This window comes from Stenotrophomonas maltophilia (assembly GCF_047782825.1).
Classification (GTDB): Bacteria; Pseudomonadota; Gammaproteobacteria; order Xanthomonadales; family Xanthomonadaceae; genus Stenotrophomonas.
This window is the reverse complement of sequence record NZ_CP180589.1, coordinates 1835351-1854531: the sequence shown is the minus strand read 5'-3', so window position 1 is coordinate 1854531 and position 19181 is coordinate 1835351. Positions and strand designations below refer to the sequence as shown.

The following is a 19181-nucleotide window of genomic DNA, read 5'->3' as shown; positions in this document are numbered from 1 at the left end:
ATTTGGAGATGTCACGACCCGGCCAGCTCCGTGATCGGGTCGCAGCGCCTGCGACCGGCCTCGGCTATCCTCGTTCACCTTCCCCCGCACCGATGTCCTGCCCCATGGCCAAAGCCCGCCTCACTGCCTACGTCTGCAACGAATGCGGCGCCGAGTACAGCAAGTGGCAGGGCCAGTGCACCGAGTGCAACGCTTGGAATTCGCTGTCGGAAATCGTGCTGGAAAGCGCAGCGGCGGCCAAGGCGCCGGCCTCGCGCCGGGCCGGCTGGGCCGGCAAGATCGATCCTCCCAAGATCACCGCGCTGAAGGATGTGGAGCAGACCGAGCACCGCCGGGTCAGTACCGGCATCGGCGAGTTCGACCGGGTGCTGGGCGGTGGCCTGGTGGAGGGTGCGGTGGTGCTGGTCGGCGGCGACCCGGGCATCGGCAAGTCCACCCTGCTGCTGCAGGCGGTGGCGAAGATGGCTGCCGTGCTGCCGGTGCTGTATGTCACCGGCGAGGAATCGCTGGCCCAGGTGGCCGGCCGCGCGCACCGCCTGGAACTGCCGCTGGACGGGGTGAACGCACTGGCCGAAACCGGCGTGGAATCCATCCTGCAGCACGCCGCCAAGGCGGGCCCGCGCCTGATCGTGGCCGACTCGGTGCAGACCCTGTGGACCGAAACCCTCACCGCCGCCCCCGGCTCGGTCAGCCAGGTGCGCGAAAGCGCCGCGCGGCTGGTGCGCTTCGCCAAGGAAACCGGCACCGCTGTGTTCCTGGTGGGCCACGTGACCAAGGAAGGCGGCATTGCCGGCCCGCGCGTGCTCGAACACATGGTCGATGCGGTGCTTTATTTCGAAGGCGAGAGCGGCAGCCGCTTCCGCCTGTTGCGCGCGTTCAAGAACCGCTTCGGTGCGGTGAACGAACTGGGCGTGTTCGCCATGGGCGACAAGGGCCTGAAGGAAGTGTCCAACCCGTCGGCCATCTTCCTGTCCGGGGCCAGCACCCACCAGCCGGGCAGCTGCGTAATGGTCACCCGCGAGGGTACGCGGCCGCTGCTGGTGGAAGTGCAGGCGCTGGTCGATGCCTCGCCGCTGTCCAACCCGCGGCGTGTGGCGGTAGGCCTGGAGCAGAACCGCCTGGCCATGCTGCTGGCGGTGCTGCACCGCCATGGCGGTGTGCTGGTGGGCGACCAGGACGTGTTCGTGAATGTGGTGGGCGGCATCCGCGTGCAGGAAACCGCCGCCGATCTGCCGGTGCTGCTGGCCGTGCTGTCGTCGCTGCAGGACCGGCCGCTGGCGGAAAAGACCATTGCCTTCGGCGAAGTGGGCCTGTCCGGCGAAATCCGCCCGGTGCCCAATGGCGAAGACCGCCTGCGCGAGGCGGCCACCCACGGCTTCAAGCGCGCCATCGTACCCAAGGCCAACGCCCCCAAGGGCGGCAGCGTGAAGGGCATGGAGGTGATCGCGGTCGAGCGCCTGTCCGAGGCCATCGACGCCGCGTGACGCGGCTTTGGTAGAGCCGAGCCGACGCTCGGCTGCTGTTCGCCCTTTGTAGAGCCGAGCCATGCTCGGCTGCTGTTCGCCCTTTGTAGAGCCGAGCCATGCTCGGCTGCTCTTGGCGGAGAAGCAGCCGAGCATGGGCTCGGCTCTACACAAAAGCGGAAAAGCAGTCGAGCATGGCTCGACGCTGCAAAAGGCCAAGCGCAGCGTCCGATGCAGCAACGGTCAGCTTCCCTGTGCTAGTTTTCCCGGCTTGACGATGGCGCCCCGTGGCGCCTTGTGTGGCAAGGAGTAACCGATTACATGCAGGACCCGACGCTCAGCACCCCCGCCGCCGAAATCCGTCGCGCAGGGGTCGATCTCAATGGACTGATGACGGTGCTGGGCAAGCACCTGTATTCCACCCCGATGGTGGCCCTGCGCGAGCTGGTGCAGAACGCGCATGACTCGATCATCCGCCGCCGCATCGAACAACCGGGCACCGAGGTGCCCTCGCGCATTGCCGTGCAGGTGGATGCCGCGGCCGGCGTGCTGCGCATCACCGATACCGGCGCTGGCCTGACCCGTCAGGAGATCCACGATTATCTGGCCACGGTGGGCGTGGGTTACACCCGCGGCCTGCGCCAGGCCGGCGATGACCAGGACGGCCTGATCGGCATGTTCGGCCTGGGCTTCCTGTCGGCCTTCGTGCTGGCGCGGCGGGTAAGCGTGCGCACCACGTCCTACCAGACGCCGGAACTGGGCCACCTGTACGTATCCAGCAACGCCGAGCAGTACACGGTGAGCGAAGTGCCGGCGCGTGACATCGGCACCGAGGTGGAACTGGAGCTGCACCCGGATTTCCTGCCGCTGGCCAACGAAGCACGCTTGTACGAAGTGCTGGGCCGCTACTGCGCGCTGCTGTCCGAACCGATCTTCATCGGCGCGGCCGCCGAGGCCATCAACCCCGAACCGCCGCCGTGGCGCGGGCAGGGCGAAGTGGCCCTGCACCCGGTGCAGGCCCGCCGCCAGGCGCTGCAGTTCGCCGCGCGCTTCGAACATGATTTCGAGCCCATCGTGACCGTGCCGCTGCGCGCCGATGCCGACAGCGATGCCACCGGCCTGCTGTGGGTGCAGGACGGCGCCACCTACGGCACCAGCGACAACCGCAACCTGTCGGTGTTCGTGCGCGGCATGCTGTTGGATGACGATGCGCGTGATCTGCTGCCGCCGTGGGCCGGCTTCATCGGCGGGGTGATCGAATCCTCGCGGTTGACGCCCACCGCCAGCCGCGAAGACCTGCAGCGCGACGACCACTACCGGGCCGTGCAGCATGCGCTGCTGGAAGCGCTGATCGATGGACTGGCCGATGTCGCCCGCCAGCAGCCCGAAGCCTGGCGGCGTGTGCTGACCCGCCACAACGAGGCGCTGCTGGGTGCGGCGCTGTGCGATGAACGCCTGTTCGAGCTGCTGCTGGAGCACGTGCGCGTGCCCACCTCGCAGGGTGACCTGCCGGCCAGTGCGCTGCCCGCGCGCGGCGCCGTGCACGTGATCCTGGACAATGGTGGCGGCTTCGAGGAAATGCTGTTCCGCGCGATGGGTGTGCCGGTCGCGCACGGCCATCGCTACGCGGTGGTGCCGTTCCTGCGCCGCTGGACCCAGGCCAAGGGCCTGCGCCTGGTGGAACTGGGCACCGAACAGGGCAACCGCGCGCTGTTCCGCACCGATGACAGCCTGGACGAGGCCCAGCTTGCCTGGCTGCGCGAACACCTGGGCGATGGCGAGCAGTTGCTGCCGGCACGTTTCAGCCCCGAAGCGCTGCCGGTGGTGGTGGTGCCCGACCGCGAGGCCGAGCTGAAGCAGCGCCTGGAAGACGACGAGAACGACAAGCGCGTGTCGATGGCCGCACTGCGCCTGGCCCGCCAGTTCACCGCACGCATCGAGGCGCGCGCGCCGTCGCGGCTGTACCTCAACCTGGACAACCCGGCAGTGCAGGCACTGCTGCAGGCCCAGCGCGACGGGCATGCACAGGCCCCGGCCGCCGCACGCCTGCTGCGTTCGCTGAAGATCATCGTTTCCGCACAGGGGCGGCCGCTGTCACGCGACGCCGCCGCGCCGGCACCCGATCTCAATGGCGCCTTCACCGATATTGCCGGTGCCCTGCAGCAGATGCTGCGCTGAGCACCGCTCCCTTTCTCATCCAGCCTTCGCTAGACAGGAGCATCAACCAACATGGATATCTGGAACTGGGTCGAAAAGCTGCAGGAAGACCTGCGCCAGGCCGGCCAGGCGCAGAACGCCCACCTGCTGACCCGCCTTGCCGACGACGTGAGCGAACTGCAGATCGACCGCGCCGATGCGCTGCTGCCTGAAGCGCGTGCGCTGGGCAAGGCGCTGGACAACCCCTGGGTGGACGTCTACGTGGGCCACTGGGCGCTGCGCAACCGCGTGGGCAACCGCGTTGAAGGTGAAAGCGCGCTGGGCGAAGCGGTGTCGCTGTTCGAACGCGCGCACCGCGCCGATACGCTGGAGTGCCCGCAGTCGATCTGCGTCACCCAGGATCTGGCCGCCTGCTACGGCAACATCGATGGCCCGGGCTGGGTGCCCGAGCGCATTGAAGTGTGCGATGAAACGCTGGCGCGCATCGATCCCACCTGGGCCTGCTTCCAGTGCCTGAGCTGCGAGAAGGCCGATGCACTGCTGGACGATGGCCGGGCCCAGGATGCGCTGGACTACCTGAAGGTGCAGGCCGACGCGATCGAAGCGCGCGGCAAGGAAGTGTTCGACAGCTTCCCGGAAATGCAGATCAAGATCCTGCTGGCCAGCGGCCGCGCCGACGAGGCGCTGGTGCTGATCGAGCAGCGCGAAGCGGAAGTGGCCGCGGCCGGCGAATACGAACCGGCCAACTGCACCGTGCCGCGCCGGCTTTCCAAGGCCTGGGCGCTGGCCCAGCTGGGCCGCGATGAAGAGGCGCTGCAGCAACTGGTGCCGTGGAGCGAACTGACCCCCAACACCTGGCGCCTGTGGGCCAACACGGTGGCGATCCTGTGCCGCCGCGATCCGGCGCGCAACACCTGGGATCTGGGCACGCGCTTCAACACCATCATCGAACACTTCGCCGGGGTCGGTGCGCACCGCCTGGTGATTGAACTGGCGGCCTTGAGCCTGGAACTGGCCCTGCAGCGCGGCGCGCGCTGGGTGGCCCAGCGCCAGCTTGGGCTGGCCCGTACCCATCTGGCGCAGCTGCGACAGGACCGCGGCGCGGCGGTGCTGGTGGCCGGCCTGGCCGCGCGCATCGACGCACTGCCCGAAGTTGCACCACTGCCGGTGCCGGCGGGCGAACTGCTGCCGTGGCTGGAAGCACAGGGCGAGCAGAACCAGTCGCGCGACCCCGAGCGCGAGGCGCAGTGGCTGCTGCAGGCGCACGCCGAGTGCCCGGATGACGAAGGCCTGGCCGAGGTCGCCGCATCCGCACTGAATGCCTGCGGTGCACAGAGCGAAGCGCGCGCACTGCTGTGGGAGTTCGTGCGCGCCCACGCGCAGGAAGACGGCGCAGCCGCCTATACGCTGATGCGCTGGCTGGCCGAACAGGGCGATGACGATGGCCTGCGCCGTCTGGCCGATACCTACCGCGGCAGCGTGCCGGTGTTCGCGCACTGGTGCGATGTGCAGCGTGCGCGCCGCGTATCGGACTGGCCGGCGCTGGAACAGGCCGCGCAGGCGTTGCTGGCGCTGTCGCCGGGTTCGCACGGTGCGCGTGGCACGCTGGCACGCATGTACATGGAAACCGGCCGCTTCAGCGATGCGCAGGCCTGCTATGCGCAGCTGGTGGAAACGCTGGACGATCCCAACGCCGCGCATTGGGACCACATGAGCGCCGCCAGTGCCGCACGTGACTGGGACGCGGTGCGTCGCTCGGCTGCGGCCATCGGCATGGAGCTGTCCAGCCAGGAAGGCGTGGTTGAGGAACCGTGGGGCTGGGTGATCATCCGCAGCCTGGAACAGGGCGAGCCGATGGAGTACTACGCCCGCCGCACCGGGCCGGTAACCGCGCGTATTGTCGAAAACGCGCCGGCCAACCGCGCCCAGCAGGTCGGCGACTGGGTGGTGTTCGACGCCGCCCTGGTGCACCCGGCGCCGGAAGACGAGGAACAGCGCCAGCATTTCATTCCCACCTATGCACAGGTGCACGTGCTGGAGCGCGGCGGCTTCGCCCGCAGTTGGCTGGTTGATGGCGCGCACCCGGGCGAGGACGCCTGGAATGCCCTGGTAGAAGGGGCTGAGGCACAGGGCTGGCAGGTCTGGGCGCACAACCGCCCCGATTACACCGTGACCGATCCGGATGCGGACGAGGGCACCCTGCCGGGACTGCTGTTCACCGTGGCGCAGCCACAGGACCATGCACCGCTGGCCCTGCATCGCTACCTGCAGCAGGCCACCGAAGCCTGGCCGCACCGGCACTGCTGGCTGCGCCTGGCCGAAGCCTGCAACCAGGAGCGGCAGCCGCACCTGGATGTGATCGAGCGTTACGGGCTGTAAAGGTAGTGCCGGCCGCTGGCCGGCACCACCGCGATCCCAGGCAACGCCGGGTAGGTGCCCGGCGTCCCCACACCAAGGAGAGACACATGCGAAAGACACGGATGTTGATGATCGCCAGCCTGCTGCTGGCCCCGGCCGTGCAGGCCGCACCGGCCTGCCAGGAACCGGCCGCCGTTGCCCGCGCCTTCTTCGAGGCGAGCACCGGCAATGGCGACCTGCTGGAACCGCCCCCGGCGCTGGTCAGCCCGGCCTTCGGCAAGGCGCTGCGTGGCGAACGTGCCTGCCAGGAACGCGAAGAAGGCATCTGCACCATCGATTCGGACCCGTGGCTGGATGCGCAGGATGGCGACATCGACAGCCCGGTGCGTTACAGCTGGAAAGAGGCGTCGGCCACCAACGGCCAGGTCGAGATGCGCTATTCAGTATGGAAGGAGGCCTACCTGACCCGCCTGCCGATGGTGCGCCAGGGCAAGGGCGGCTGGCAGGTGGATGATGTGATCACCAACAGCGGCCGCTCGGTGCGCAGCATCCTCGCCCAGCCCGTGCCCTGACGGTAGTGCCGGCCGCTGCGCCGAGGGCACAGGGGGCGGCCGCATTCTGCGGATTGTTGTAGAGCCGAGCCCATGCTCGGCTCACGCGGCAAAGCAGCCGAGCATGGGCTCGGCTCTACACGCCCCACGCGCGGATGTGATCACCAACAGCGGCCGCACGGTGCCCTGACGGTAGTGCCGGCCGCTGGCCGGCATTCGTCTATCGCGTATGCCCGAACGGGGTCCAGGCAGCGCCGAGGGCGCAGAGGGCGGCCGCATTCTGCGGAGTGTTGTAGAGCCGAGCCCATGCTCGGCTCACGTGGCAAAGCAGCCGAGCATGGGCTCGGCTCTACACGCGTCTATCGCGTATGCCCGAACACCAGTTCAATCACGAACTGGCTGCCGAAGAATGCCAGCAGCAGCAGCACCATGGCCGTCAGGGTCCAGTGCACGGCCTTCACCCCGCGCCAGCCGTAGCGGCGGCGGCCGATCAGCAGCACGCCGAACACGATCCACGACAACACGCTGAGCACGGTCTTGTGCACCAGCTTCTGCGCCAGCAGGTCATCGACGAACAGCACGCCGGTCACCAGCGTAAGCGTGAGCAGTGCGAAGCCCACGGCGATGACCCGGAACAGCAGCGCTTCCAGGTCGGCCAGCGGCGGCAGGGCGCGCAGCCACGGGCGGAACTCGCGGCGGCGCAGGGCGCGTTCCTGCAGCCACAGCATGATGGCCAGCAGCGCGGCGATGCTCAGCGTGGCGTAGGCCAGCAGGGCCAGCCAGGCGTGGCTGGCCAGGCGCCAGCCCAGCACCTTGCTGGGCTCGTGGCCGTAACCGTGGTAGACCGCCAGCAGCAGCGCGGCCAGTGGAAACACCACCACGCCCAGCGCGGACATGCGCCCGCGCGCACCCACCAGCGAGGTCAGCCAGGCCATGCCCAGGCCGACCAGCGACAGCGCGGCGAAGAAGTGCATGTCCGGGCCACCGGTGGTACGCATCGCCACCAGCACGTGGTACCCACCGTGCAGCAGCATGGCCGGCAGCGCCGGCCACAGCCAGGTGGGCGAGCCGCTCGCATCGTCGCGGCCAAGCGCGCGCACCAGCAGGGCGCTGGCGGCCAGATAGAGCAGGACGGCGATGAGAACGATTGTCATCGTTGCAGTTTCGCATACCCCCGGGGTGCTGGCGACGGCCCGGTGGTCGCAGCCCGGCAGGGCAGGCGGACCCGTTATACTGTCTGCCTTATTGTCCCCCGCTTTCAGACAGGTTGCGCCGCATGTTCGAGTCCCTGACCCAGCGCCTTTCCGGCACCATCGAGCGCCTGCGTGGCCGTGGCCGCCTGACCGAGGAGAACATCCGCGAGGCGACCCGCGAAGTGCGCATCGCCCTGCTGGAAGCCGACGTTGCGCTGCCGGTGGTGCAGGCCCTGATCGAACGCATCAAGGTGCGTGCGGTCGGCCAGGAAGTGCTGAAGTCGCTGACCCCGGGCCAGGCCCTGATCAAGGTCGTTCGCGACGAGCTGACCGCGGTGATGGGCGCTGAAGCCAGCGACCTGAACCTCAACGTTCCCGCCCCGGCCATCATCCTGATGGCGGGCCTGCAGGGCGCCGGCAAGACCACCACGGTGGGCAAGCTGGCCAAGCACCTGAAGGAAAAGCGCAAGAAGAAGGTGATGGTGGTCTCGGCCGACGTCTACCGTCCGGCCGCGATCGAGCAGCTGAAGACCCTGGCCGAGCAGGTGGGCGTGCTGTTCTTCCCGTCCAGCGCCGACCAGAAGCCGGAGGCCATCGTCCGCGCGGCCATCGACGATGCACGCAGGTCGTTCGTGGACGTGCTGCTGGTCGATACCGCCGGCCGCCTGGCCATCGACGAAGCGATGATGGCCGAGATCAAGGCCCTGCACGCGGCGGTCAACCCGGCCGAAACCCTGTTCGTGGTCGACGCCATGACCGGCCAGGACGCGGCCAACACCGCCAAGGCCTTCGGCGATGCCCTGCCGCTGACCGGTGTGGTGCTGACCAAGACCGACGGTGACGCCCGTGGCGGTGCCGCGCTGAGCGTGCGCTACATCACCGGCAAGCCGATCAAGTTCGTCGGTGTCAGCGAAAAGCCGGAAGGCCTGGACGTGTTCCACCCGGACCGTATCGCCAGCCGCATCCTGGACATGGGCGACGTGCTGTCGCTGGTCGAGCAGGTCGAGCAGCAGGTCGACAAGGACAAGGCCGCCAAGCTGGCCGAGAAGGTCGCCAAGGGCAAGAAGTTCGACCTGAACGACATGCGCGACCAGCTGGAGCAGATGCAGAACATGGGCGGCATCGGCGGCCTGATGGACAAGCTGCCGGGCCTGGGCAACATCCCCGAGCACCTGAAGCAGCAGGTCAGCCAGGGCAAGGAAGTGCCGCGCATGATCGCCATCATCGGCTCGATGACCAAGAAGGAACGGCGCAACCCGAACCTGCTGAACGGCTCGCGCCGCGCGCGCATCGCCAAGGGCTCGGGCGTGACCCCGGCCGACGTCAACAAGCTCATGAAGCAGTACATGCAGATGGAAAAGATGATGAGCAAGATGGCCGGCGGCGGCATGAAAGGCATGATGCGCAGCATGAAGGGCATGATGGGCGCCATGGGCGGCCGCGGCATGCCGTTCCGTTGATGCAGCGAGGGGGCCGGCGCGCATCGCGATCCGGCCCCGGTCACAATGAGTGGCGTATGCTGGGTGGCGACTTCTCCAACAGGTATGTCGCGTGAACGCATCGCCGATTCTTGAACGCGCCGACACCTTCTGTCGGCGTTTTTCATTGCAGGTTCCGATCCTGCTGGCACCGATGGCCGGTGCCTGCCCGGTGCCGCTGTCGGCCGCGCTGGCCAATGCCGGCAGCATGGGCGCGATGGGTGCGGTGCTGTCGCCGGCCGCCGACATCGGCCGCTGGATGGATGACTTCCGCGCTGCTTCCGCGGGCCCGGCGCAGGTGAATCTGTGGCTGCCGGATCCGGCGCCCGTTCGCGATGTCACCGCCGAAGCCGCCAGCCGCGCCTTCCTCGCCCAATGGGGCCCGGACGTGCCCGCCAGTGCCGCCGATGCCACGCCGGCTGATTTCGACGAACAGTTCGCTGCGTTGCTGGCCGCGCGCCCGGCGGTGACCTCGACCATCATGGGCGTGCTGTCGCCGCGCCACGTGCAGCAGTTGAAGGACGCCGGCATCGCCTGGATCGCCTGCGCGACTACGCTGGGCGAAGCACGCGCGGCGCAGGATGCGGGCGCCGACGCGGTGGTGGCGCAGGGCGCCGAAGCCGGTGGCCATCGCGGTGCGTTCGACCCGAGCCTGGCCGAGCGCCAGCTGGTGGGCCTGTTCGCGTTGCTGCCACGCCTGGCGGATCACCTGCAGATTCCGGTGATCGCCGCCGGTGGCATTGCCGATGGTCGCGGCATCGCGGCTGCGCTCACCCTTGGCGCCAGCGCGGTGCAGGTCGGCACCGCCTTCCTGCGCACGCCGGAAGCGGCGATTGCGTCGGCCTGGGCCGATGGCCTGGCCGCGAGCGAACCCGAAGACACCTGGCCGACCCGCGCCTTCAGTGGCCGCCTCGGTCGTGGCCTGGCCACGCCGTATGTGCGCGCCGCTGCCGCAGAGGGTGCCCCGGCGCCGCGCCCGTACCCGGTACAGCGCGGGCTGACCGCGCCGATGCGCAAGCAGGCGGCGCAGGAAAACCGCCTGGCCGCGATGCAGGCCTGGGCCGGCCAATCGGCCTGGATGGCGCCGGCAGCACCCGCCGCCGACGTACTGCGCGACATGTGGCAACAGGCGCAGGCCCTGCTGCGATGACGGTGTTCTGCAATGGCCAACCGGCACAGGTGGAGGATCTGCTGCCGGCCCTGGTCAACTACGGCCACTTCACCTCGCTGCAGGTGCGCGGCCATGCCGTGCAGGGGCTGGATCTGCATCTGGCGCGGTTGTCGCAGGCCACGCGCGAGCTGTTCGGCAGCGAGCTCGATGCCGCGCAGGTGCAGGCCTGGATGGCGGACGCGCTGCAGCAGGCAGGACGGGGTGATGCGTCGCTGCGGGTGACGGTGTATTCGCGCCACTTCGATTTCCGCACTCCGCTGGCGGCCGTGCCGGTGGACGTGCTGGTGGCGGTGTCCGCACCGGTGGCGCTGACCGCACCGAAGCGCGTGCGCAGCGTGGTCTGGCAGCGCGAGCTGCCGCAGATCAAGCATGTGGGCACGTTCGGGCTGTTTGCCGAGCGTCGTGCGGCGATGGCGGCCGGCTTTGACGACGCCCTGTTCGTGACCGCCCGCGGCGAGATCAGCGAGGGCAGCACCTGGAACCTGGCCGTGCACGATGGTGAACGGCTGCTCTGGCCGCAGGCCCCAGCCCTGCGCGGGACGGCCGAAGCGCTGCTGCAGCGGCATTGGCCGGGCGCACAGGCCACGGAGCCGCTGCGGCTGGCCGATCTGGCCAGTGTGAAGGCAGCCTTTGCCTGCAATGCCAGTGGCCTGTGGGCGCTGGACGCCATCGACGGGCAGGTGCTGCCGGGATCGCAGGCGCTGGCTGAACAGGGCAGGGCGGTACTGGCGGGTGTGGGCGGGCAGCCGCTTTCCTGAACGAGGCGCGCGGCTGCCGATCGCTGGGCATAGTCGGACGCTACCTTGAAGCGTTGTAGCGAGTAGCGCCGGGCCATGCCCGGCGGATGCTTCCGCAGCGAACAACACTCAGGAGTTCCAATCAGATATGGGTACGGTCACCGAGCAGCATCGCGCGGTAGCGATGCACGCAATCAAGATCATGGGTGGTGAGGGGCGGCCCAAGGTCCAGGCCTTTTACGATGATCACCGCCGGCGTTCGGTTGATATCCTCACGACGTTCAACTCGCCGGAAGCAGGGCTGACCTCGATCTCGTCCATCGGGCTGTCTGATTTTGTTTTACGTCATGCGGAGGGTCATGAACTGGAAACGCGCGTAGAGCTGTGCGCGTGTGCAGAACAAGATGCGCTGCATTGGGACAACGTCGTCGCCTCGACGGCTTTCGCGATCATGCGTGATCGTGCGGCGGTGCGGCCTGGTAGCGTGATTCCCGACATCCTGCAGGACTACTTCCCATCAACCCGGATGGCACACGTCTATCTGGTGCCGCCCTTCTTCTGGAATGACGCCAGCTTCCCGGAGCTGAAGTTCCCGCCGGTGGCGATCAACTGGCTGCAGTGCATCGCCATCCACGAATCCGAGCGGCAACTTGTCGAGCGGATTGGTGGCGATGCATTTGATGACCTGCTGCAGCGGCAGGAGATGGATGTGCTGGACATGCATCGGTCGCCTGTCACTGAGGCACTCTGACGCTATTGGCTTGGCGACGTCTGCGGCGTCACTCGGGAATTGATCACGTTGCTGAACGAAAGCCGCCGGGCATGGCCCGGCGCTACGGTGAAGGCGGGCCACCCCGTGGGGTTGGCTCGGCCGCGCTCTGCCGCTATAATCGCCCGCTTACCTCGCCATCCTGGCGACTGGGCAATAGGAAAAATACCATGGTCAAGATTCGACTGACCCGCGGCGGCGCCAAGAAGCGTCCGTTCTACCACATCATCGTGACCGACGTGCGCAGCGCGCGCGACGGCCGCAACATCGAGCGCGTTGGTTTCTACAACCCGGTCGCCCAGGGCGGCGAGAAGCGCATCGAGCTGGACCTGGCCCGCGTTGACCATTGGGTCAAGAACGGCGCCCAGCCGACTGAAAAGGTCCGCAACCTGATCAAGGAAGCGGCCAAGTCCCAGGCCGCTGCGGCCTGATCCTGACGGGCCGCACCCTGGTGCGGCCCATCTGATTGAACGCAGATGAAAGATAACGAGCGCCGCATCCTGCTGGGCAGGATTGTCGGCGCTTTTGGTGTGCGCGGCGAAATAAAGCTCGAGTCCTGGACCGAGCCGCGTTCCGCTATTTTCCGTTACCAGCCGTGGATCCTGCGCAGCCCCAACGGGCAGGAATCGACGCTTGAAGGCGCTCGTGGCCGTGACAGCGGCAAGCACCTGGTCGCCAGGTTCCCCGGCGTCGAGGACCGCGATGTCGTCGAAGCCATGCACGGCACCGAGGTCTACGTGGCCCGCAGTGCGCTGCCGCCGCCTAAGCCCGACGAGTATTACTGGGTCGACCTGGAAGGCCTGGATGTGAAGACCACCGAGGGCGTTGCCCTGGGCCAGGTCTCGCACCTGTTCAGCACCGGCGCCAATGATGTGGTCGTGGTCCGTGGCGACCGCGAGCGGATGATTCCGTTCGTGCAGCCGGACTTCGTCAAGTCGGTCGACTTCGAGGCCAACCTGGTCGTGGTCGACTGGGATCCCGAGTTCTGAGTGTGAGCATGCGGTTCGACGTCATCACCCTGTTCCCCGAGTTCCTCGCCCAGTCCGCTGGGCTGGGCGTGGTCGGGCGCGCGCAGGAGAAGGGCCTGTTCAGCCTGCACGGCTGGAACCCCCGTGATTACGCCGAAGGCAACTACCGCCGGGTGGACGACCGTCCGTTCGGCGGTGGCCCGGGCATGGTGATGCTGATCGAGCCGTTGCAGGCCTGCCTGCAGGCGATCGTTGACGCCGATCCGACCCCGGCGCGGGTGATCCATCTCAGCCCGCAGGGCGCGCCGTTGACCCAGGCCAAGGTGCGGGAACTGGCGGCATTGCCGCGCATGGTCCTGCTCTGCGGCCGTTACGAGGGCATCGACGAACGCTTCCTGGAAGCCAATGTCGACGAGGAGATTTCCCTCGGCGACTACGTGCTGTCCGGCGGTGAGCTGGGCGCGGCGGTCATCATCGATGCCGTGGCCCGCCTGCAGGAAGGTGCCCTGAACGACGCCGAATCGGCGGCCCAGGACAGCTTCGAAGGTGAACTCGGCCTGCTCGACTGCCCGCATTACAGCCAGCCGGCCCAGCACCCGCTGGGTGATGTGCCGGACGTGCTGCGTTCGGGCAATCATGCGGCCATCGCCGCCTGGCGCCGCCAGCAGTCGCTGCTGCGCACCGCCGAGCGGCGCCCGGACCTGCTGGATGAACAGGCGCTGGGCAAGGCCGACCGCAAACTGCTGGACCAGGCCCGCCAGGCCCTGAAACAGAAGGCCAACCCCTAGCGCAGGGCTGGCTTTATCGGCTATCATGGCCAATTCCCGCCAGCCCCGGCTGGTGTGCGCAGTACCCACAACAAACGTGCAGCACAGTTCCGTGACTGCATGAGCCTACGTTGTCGACACGACACGCCCACCCGAACAAGAATCGGTGTAACCCATGAGCAAGCTGAACAAGTCCATCGTCGCGGAATTCGAATCCGCCCAGATCACCCGCGAACTGCCGAAGTTCAGCCAGGGCGACACCGTTGTCGTCAACGTGAAGGTGAAGGAAGGTACCCGCGAGCGCGTGCAGGCCTATGAAGGCGTTGTCATCGCGACCAAGAACGGCGGCCTGAACTCCTCGTTCACCGTCCGCAAGATTTCGCACGGCTACGGCGTCGAGCGCGTCTTCCAGACCCACAGCGCCATCATCGACTCGGTCGAAGTGAAGCGTCGTGGTAAGGTCCGCGCCGGCAAGCTGTACTACCTGCGTGGCCTGGAAGGCAAGGCTGCCCGCATCAAGGAAGACCTGGCTGCCGCTGCTGCCGCCAAGGCTGCCCGTCTGGCCGAAAAGGCCTGATAAACAACTTCGGTTGTTGCCGCAACGGCCGCCTTCGGGCGGCCGTTTGCGTTTGTGCGCCGGCCGGCGCTATGTTCGCGGCATGACTACCGTTGAACAGCGTTACCCGCCCAAGGTGCAGGCCGCCCTGCGCCATCTCGACGCCGCAGGCGTGCAGCGCCGGCACTCGGCGCCGCCACTGCATCGCCTGCTGTGGCGCATGGGCATCAACGCGCCACCGCCGATCCTGGCCAGCGTGGCCTCCAATGCACTGCTGATGGGGATCTGGTTCGCGCTGGGCTGGGGCGTGCTGATGTGGCTGCTGGTCTGGCGCAACACCCACATGCCGGCAGGTGTTGCGGTGTTCAGCGCACTTCTCGCCGGCGTGCTGTTCGGTCTGCTGATGGCGGTCGTGATGCGCGTCATGCGCCTGCGCCGCGGTCTGCCGTTGTGGCGCGACCTGCCGGCTGCACCAGGCCGCTGACCCACGACCCCGGAGCGCTGCGCAATGCCCGCCAAGCCATCCGCCACTGCTGCACCGAAGCTGCTGTCCGGCGGCAACCCGCAGATCGCCAAGGGCGATGGTGATGGACCGGTCCAGGCCTACATCGCCGCCATGCCCGGCTGGAAACGCGCGTTCGGCGAGCAGCTGGACGCTCTGATCAGCGAGGCCGTGCCCGGCGTGCACAAGGCGGTGCGCTGGAACTCACCCATGTATGGCACGGGCGAAGGGCAGGGCTGGTTCCTCAGCTTCCATTGCTGCACCCGCTACATCAAGGTGGCGCTGTTCCATGGCACGCTGCTGAAGCCGGAGCCGCCCAAGCCCTCGCGGCAGGCCACCACGCGCTATCTGCACCTGTACGAAGACAGCGTGCTGGACCATGCGCAGCTGGTGGATTGGCTGCAGCAGGCGCGTGCGCTGCCGGGTGTGCGTATGTAGTTTCTCTTCCCGCCGTGCCGTGCGAGTGCTGACATGCCCAGAAAAGCCGCGGAAACCCTCGAAGAAGTACGCCCTGCCACTGAACTGATCGACGCCCGCATCGCCGCCCTCGGCGACTGGCGTGGCCAGACGCTGGCGCGCGTACGGGCCTTGATCCACGAGGCGCTGCCCGACGTGGAGGAAACCTGGAAGTGGCGCGGCACACCGGTGTGGGAACACAACGGCATCCTCTGCACCGGCGAAACCTACAAGCAGGCGGTGAAGCTGACCTTCGCCAACGGCGCGGCCCTGCCGGACCCGAAGCAGTTGTTCAACGCCAGCCTGGAAGGCAATACCCGGCGCGCGATCGACATCCACGAAGGTGCGATGCCCGATGCGTCCGCGTTCAAGGCCCTGATGCGTGCGGCGGCCAAGCACAACACCGCGAAGAAAAGACGGTAGCGCCGGGCCATGCCCGGCGGATGTCTGGCAACCGCTGCGCTCGCCGGGCATGGCCCGGCGCTACCGGGTCACAGCATCCGGGTCGGCCACCGGCGAAGGCGGGCAGGCCGGAACTTCCGAGGGCGTGGCCACGTGTTCCGCCGGCGGCGGGGTGATCATCCGCGCCTTGCGCCAGCCACCCCAGCGGTAATACGCCAGCGACAGCAGCATCGATACCAGCGAACCGGCCGGGAAGCTCCACCAGATCGCATCGGCGCCCCAATAGGGCTGCAGGAATTCGGCGAAGGGCACGCGCACGCCCCATAGCGAGGCGGCCAGGATCAGCAGCGGCGGAATGACCGCGCCGGTGGAGCGCACCACGCCGGAAATGACGAAGCTGACGCCGAAGAACAGGAACGAACCGATGACGATGTGATTGAGGTGGCGGGCGATCTGCAGTGATTCGCTGCCCTGCGGCAGGAACAGTGCCAGCGAATACTGGTCCAGCAGCACCAGCGGCAGGATCAACGCGCCGGTCAGCAGGAAGTTGAACAGGATGCCCTGGTGCGCGGTGCCACGAACGCGATCCCAGCGCTGCGCACCCACGTTCTGCGCGGCCATCGACGAACACGCCGCACCGATCGCCATCGCTGGCATCTGCACGTAGTTCCACAGCTGCAGCGACGCGCCATAGGCGGCGCCGGTGGCCGTGCCGTACTGGTTGACCATGGTCATCAGCAGGATGACCGACAGCGAGATCAGCACCATCTGCAGGCCCATCGGCACGCCCTTGACCACCAGTGCGCGCAGGATGGTCAGGTCCAGCTTGAACAGGTGCATGTCGGCACGGCCCAGCCACAGCGTGTGCCGCTTGTGCCGCATGTACAGCAGCAGGCCGCCCAGCGACAGCGTCTGCGATACCAGCGTGGCCCAGGCCGAGCCGGCAATGCCCAGTTCCGGGAACGGCCCCAGGCCGAAGATCAGCACCGGGTTCAGTGCGATGTCCAGCAGCACCGACACCAGCAGGAAGCGGAACGGCGTACGTGAATCACCCGCACCGCGCAGCGCCGCGCTGAGGAAGGCGAACGCGTACAGCGTGGGCATGGCCAGGAAGATGATGCGCAGGTAGGCCTCGGCCAGCGGCAGCGAAGCGGCGGGCGTGCCCATCGCCGCCAGCAGCGGGTGGGCCAGGAACCAGCCGGCGACGGCGATGATCACCGACAGGCCGATGAAGAAGGTGGCGCTGGTGCCGACCACGCGCCGCGCCTGGGCGATGTCGCGTGCGCCGATGGCCTGGCCGATCAGGATGGTGGAGGCCATGCCGAAGCCGAACACCGACCCGATCAGGAAGAACATGATGTTGTTGGCGTTGGCCGTGGCGGTCAGCGCTGCTTCGCCCAGGAAACGCCCGACCCACACCGCATTCACCGAACCATTCAGCGACTGGGCGATGTTGCCGGCCAGGATCGGCAGCGCGAACAGCAGCAGGTTGCGCCCGATCGGGCCGGAGGTCAGGTCAAGCGGCGCTTTGGCCATGGGCTGGTGATCGATTCCCGGGAGGCGCACACTAGCATCAAGCCGGTTTGCGGGGTGTGGCAATGCATCAACGACAGCAGGTGGCGCGGCACTGCGTGGGGGCCTTGATCGTGGCCGCACTGGCCGCATGTTCGACGGGTGACCGGCTGGGCGATGCCCAGGTGCGGCCCGCCGACCGCCCTGAGTGCCTGGTCGGCAACCAGCGCCAGGACCTGGCGGGCACGCCTACGTTGATGGGCGGTAGCGGCTGCCGCACCGACCCCGCCAACCCGCGACCCCTGAACAAGCGTACGGAGTAGTTCCTGCCGATGTCCGAGCTTTCCCCGCCGTCCCCCAGCGTCCGCCTGGACATCTGGCTGTGGGCGGCCCGCTTCTACAAGACCCGCAGCCTGGCCAAGCAGGCCATTGAAACCGGCAAGGTAGCCGTGGCCGGGCAGCGCCCGAAATCCTCGCGCGCGGTGCGCGTGGGCGAGCAGTTGCAGGTGGACCGTGGCGAGGAGCATTTCGAGCTGCAGGTGCTGGGCATCAGCGACCAGCGCGGGCCGGCGCCGGTGGCGCAGCAGTTGTATGCCGAAAGCGACGCCTCCAAGGCGCGCCGCGCCGAACAGCGTGCGTTGCGCATTGCCGCACGCGATGGTTTCCAGCCGCCGGAGCACAAGCCGGACAAGCGCGCGCGCCGGTTGATCCGCGCGTTGGGTGACCTGGACGCGCTCTGACGCACCCGCTGCGCTCGCCGGGCCATGCTCGGCGAACAGGCCGGCACTCAGCCACCGTTCGGCTTGCGCCCCGCACGTTGGATCGTCCTCTTCATGGAAGCCCACCATGCTCCTGCGCCGCAGCCTGTTGTGCCTGGCCCTGTCCGCCGCCGCCCCGGTGTTCGCCGCCGGCATCACCTTCTGGGATAGCCCGCAGCGCGGCGGCAACAGCTTCAACGAAAGTCCCCCGGACCGTGCCTACTTCCAGGCCCTGCGTGACACCGGCGCGACCTGGGTGCGGCTGAGTCCGGACAAATGGAAAAGCGCTGGCGGCCGCGACTTCCTGATGGGCGATGCCGACCACTACCAGGGACTGGTGCAGGCCGATGTGGCGACCCTGCGCCGTGCGCTGGATGACGCAGATGCCGTGGGCCTGAAGGTGGTGCTGGTGCCGCTGTCGCTGCCCCTGCTGCGCTGGAAGCAGAAGAACAATGACGTGGTCGACCAACGCCTGTGGCAGTCGCTGGACAACCACGCGCCCGCGCAGCGCTTCTGGCGTGATCTGGCCACAGCGCTGAAAGGGCACCCGGCGCTGGCCGCCTACAACCTGATCAATGAGCCTGCGCCCGAGTACGGCACGGCACTGGCCGAACACGCGCCACGCGCAGCCATGCAGCAGTGGTACGCCAGCGTGCAGGACGGTCCACGTGATCTGCGCGTGCTGTACCGGGGGCTGATCGCCAGCGTGCGTGCGGTCGATGCGGACATGCCGTTGATGCTTGATGCCGGCTGGTATGCCGCGGCCAATGCGTTCGACTACTGGCCTGCGCCGCTGGATGACGCCAAGCTGCTGTACAGCGTGCACATGTACGAGCCGTACGCGGCCACCAGCGCGCCCAACCAGAAGCGGGCCACACCGTACCGCTACCCGGCCGAGGTGCCGTTCGGCGCGGGCAGCGAGCGTTGGGATTCCGCGCGCGTGCGCCGCTACCTGCAGCAACCGATGGACTGGGCGAAGACCCACGGCATCGGTGCGAACCGGATGGTGCTGGGCGAGTTCGGCTGCATGCGGCGCTGGCCCGATTGCGGCGCCTACCTGCGCGATGTGCTGGCGGTGGCCGAACAGCAGAAGGTGCACTGGGCGTTCTATGCCTTCCGCGAGGATGGCTGGGACGGCATGGATTACGAACTGGGCGACAAGGCGCTGCCGTGGTCGTACTGGCAGGCGCTGGAGAAGGGTGAGGCGGTACAGCCACCGCGGTCGATGCAGGCGCCGGTGTTCGCGCCGATTCTGGAGCGGTTGAAGGCCGGGGTGCGTTGAACCTCCAACCGCTGCGCTCGCCGGGCGTGGCCCGGCGCTACCGCTGTGTCACGCCCGGATCATGGCCGCTGAGGTAGCGCCGGGCCATGCCCGGCGGCCAC

20 protein-coding genes are annotated in these 19181 nt (G+C 67.9%); 18 read left to right on the top strand and 2 right to left on the bottom strand.

Annotated features, from left to right (window positions below; all coding sequences use genetic code 11):
• The first annotated feature begins 104 nt into the window (after positions 1 to 104).
• The 4 genes from radA to ACM2ZB_RS08565 all read left to right on the top strand — a co-directional run bounded on the left by radA (position 105) and on the right by ACM2ZB_RS08565 (position 6550).
• A complete protein-coding gene (gene radA, locus ACM2ZB_RS08580; RefSeq protein ID WP_313435450.1) occupies positions 105 to 1484 on the top strand; it encodes a DNA repair protein RadA in 1380 nt (459 codons plus the stop codon).
• A 300-nt stretch (positions 1485 to 1784) separates the two neighbouring features.
• Positions 1785 to 3641, top strand: coding sequence for an ATP-binding protein (locus tag ACM2ZB_RS08575; protein WP_416058168.1), 1857 nt, complete (start codon positions 1785 to 1787; stop codon positions 3639 to 3641).
• A gap of 51 nt (positions 3642 to 3692) precedes the next feature.
• On the top strand, positions 3693 to 5999 hold the full coding sequence (locus ACM2ZB_RS08570; protein ID WP_416058167.1) for a tetratricopeptide repeat protein: 2307 nt from the start codon (positions 3693 to 3695) through the stop codon (positions 5997 to 5999).
• Between the two features lie 86 nt (positions 6000 to 6085).
• The gene (locus ACM2ZB_RS08565; RefSeq protein ID WP_416058166.1) at positions 6086 to 6550 is read left to right on the top strand and encodes a hypothetical protein; all 465 of its coding nucleotides are present in this window, start codon (positions 6086 to 6088) and stop codon (positions 6548 to 6550) included.
• Between the two features lie 338 nt (positions 6551 to 6888).
• On the opposite strand, the gene ACM2ZB_RS08560 is transcribed toward ACM2ZB_RS08565, so the two are convergent.
• A complete protein-coding gene (locus ACM2ZB_RS08560; protein WP_416058165.1) occupies positions 6889 to 7683 on the bottom strand; it encodes an inner membrane protein YpjD in 795 nt (264 codons plus the stop codon).
• Positions 7684 to 7805: 122 nt separating this feature from the next.
• Between ACM2ZB_RS08560 and ffh the strand changes: the two genes are divergently transcribed.
• The 11 genes from ffh (at position 7806) to ACM2ZB_RS08505 (ending at position 15549) form a co-directional block, all read left to right on the top strand.
• Positions 7806 to 9182 (top strand): signal recognition particle protein, encoded by a 1377-nt coding sequence (gene ffh, locus ACM2ZB_RS08555; protein ID WP_416058164.1) that lies wholly within the window; start codon positions 7806 to 7808, stop codon positions 9180 to 9182.
• A 91-nt stretch (positions 9183 to 9273) separates the two neighbouring features.
• A complete protein-coding gene (locus ACM2ZB_RS08550; protein WP_416058163.1) occupies positions 9274 to 10350 on the top strand; it encodes an NAD(P)H-dependent flavin oxidoreductase in 1077 nt (358 codons plus the stop codon).
• Positions 10347 to 11129, top strand: coding sequence for an aminotransferase class IV family protein (locus ACM2ZB_RS08545; RefSeq protein WP_416058162.1), 783 nt, complete (start codon positions 10347 to 10349; stop codon positions 11127 to 11129). The genes ACM2ZB_RS08550 and ACM2ZB_RS08545 overlap by 4 nt, the downstream gene beginning before the upstream one ends.
• Positions 11130 to 11256: 127 nt before the next feature.
• The gene (locus ACM2ZB_RS08540) at positions 11257 to 11859 is read left to right on the top strand and encodes a suppressor of fused domain protein (RefSeq protein ID WP_416058161.1); all 603 of its coding nucleotides are present in this window, start codon (positions 11257 to 11259) and stop codon (positions 11857 to 11859) included.
• 188 nt (positions 11860 to 12047) lie between these two features.
• Positions 12048 to 12308: a 30S ribosomal protein S16 gene (rpsP, locus tag ACM2ZB_RS08535; RefSeq protein WP_004149033.1), complete on the top strand. Its 261-nt coding sequence runs from the start codon at positions 12048 to 12050 to the stop codon at positions 12306 to 12308.
• Between the two features lie 45 nt (positions 12309 to 12353).
• On the top strand, positions 12354 to 12866 hold the full coding sequence (gene rimM, locus ACM2ZB_RS08530; RefSeq protein ID WP_416058160.1) for a ribosome maturation factor RimM: 513 nt from the start codon (positions 12354 to 12356) through the stop codon (positions 12864 to 12866).
• Positions 12867 to 12874: 8 nt separating this feature from the next.
• The gene (gene trmD, locus ACM2ZB_RS08525; RefSeq protein WP_416058159.1) at positions 12875 to 13633 is read left to right on the top strand and encodes a tRNA (guanosine(37)-N1)-methyltransferase TrmD; all 759 of its coding nucleotides are present in this window, start codon (positions 12875 to 12877) and stop codon (positions 13631 to 13633) included.
• Positions 13634 to 13787: 154 nt separating this feature from the next.
• The gene (rplS, locus tag ACM2ZB_RS08520; RefSeq protein WP_079221128.1) at positions 13788 to 14189 is read left to right on the top strand and encodes a 50S ribosomal protein L19; all 402 of its coding nucleotides are present in this window, start codon (positions 13788 to 13790) and stop codon (positions 14187 to 14189) included.
• A gap of 82 nt (positions 14190 to 14271) precedes the next feature.
• On the top strand, positions 14272 to 14652 hold the full coding sequence (locus ACM2ZB_RS08515) for a DUF6404 family protein (RefSeq protein ID WP_416058158.1): 381 nt from the start codon (positions 14272 to 14274) through the stop codon (positions 14650 to 14652).
• A gap of 24 nt (positions 14653 to 14676) precedes the next feature.
• A complete protein-coding gene (locus ACM2ZB_RS08510; RefSeq protein WP_416058157.1) occupies positions 14677 to 15108 on the top strand; it encodes a DUF1801 domain-containing protein in 432 nt (143 codons plus the stop codon).
• A gap of 33 nt (positions 15109 to 15141) precedes the next feature.
• Complete coding sequence (locus ACM2ZB_RS08505; protein WP_416058156.1) at positions 15142 to 15549, top strand: DUF1801 domain-containing protein; 408 nt, start codon at positions 15142 to 15144, stop codon at positions 15547 to 15549.
• A gap of 60 nt (positions 15550 to 15609) precedes the next feature.
• Here ACM2ZB_RS08505 and ACM2ZB_RS08500 read toward each other — a convergent pair whose 3' ends face one another.
• On the bottom strand, positions 15610 to 17064 hold the full coding sequence (locus ACM2ZB_RS08500) for an MATE family efflux transporter (protein WP_416058155.1): 1455 nt from the start codon (positions 17062 to 17064) through the stop codon (positions 15610 to 15612).
• A 62-nt stretch (positions 17065 to 17126) separates the two neighbouring features.
• Between ACM2ZB_RS08500 and ACM2ZB_RS08495 the strand changes: the two genes are divergently transcribed.
• The 3 genes from ACM2ZB_RS08495 (at position 17127) to ACM2ZB_RS08485 (ending at position 19080) form a co-directional block, all read left to right on the top strand.
• Positions 17127 to 17363, top strand: coding sequence for a hypothetical protein (locus ACM2ZB_RS08495; RefSeq protein ID WP_313435476.1), 237 nt, complete (start codon positions 17127 to 17129; stop codon positions 17361 to 17363).
• A gap of 9 nt (positions 17364 to 17372) precedes the next feature.
• Entirely contained in the window at positions 17373 to 17780 is a 408-nt protein-coding gene (locus ACM2ZB_RS08490; RefSeq protein WP_416058154.1) for an RNA-binding S4 domain-containing protein, read from the top strand.
• A 106-nt stretch (positions 17781 to 17886) separates the two neighbouring features.
• Positions 17887 to 19080 carry a glycoside hydrolase family 5 protein gene (locus ACM2ZB_RS08485; RefSeq protein ID WP_416058153.1) on the top strand — a complete coding sequence of 398 codons (1194 nt, stop codon included), beginning with the start codon at positions 17887 to 17889 and terminating at the stop codon, positions 19078 to 19080.
• The last annotated feature ends 101 nt before the right edge of the window (positions 19081 to 19181 follow it).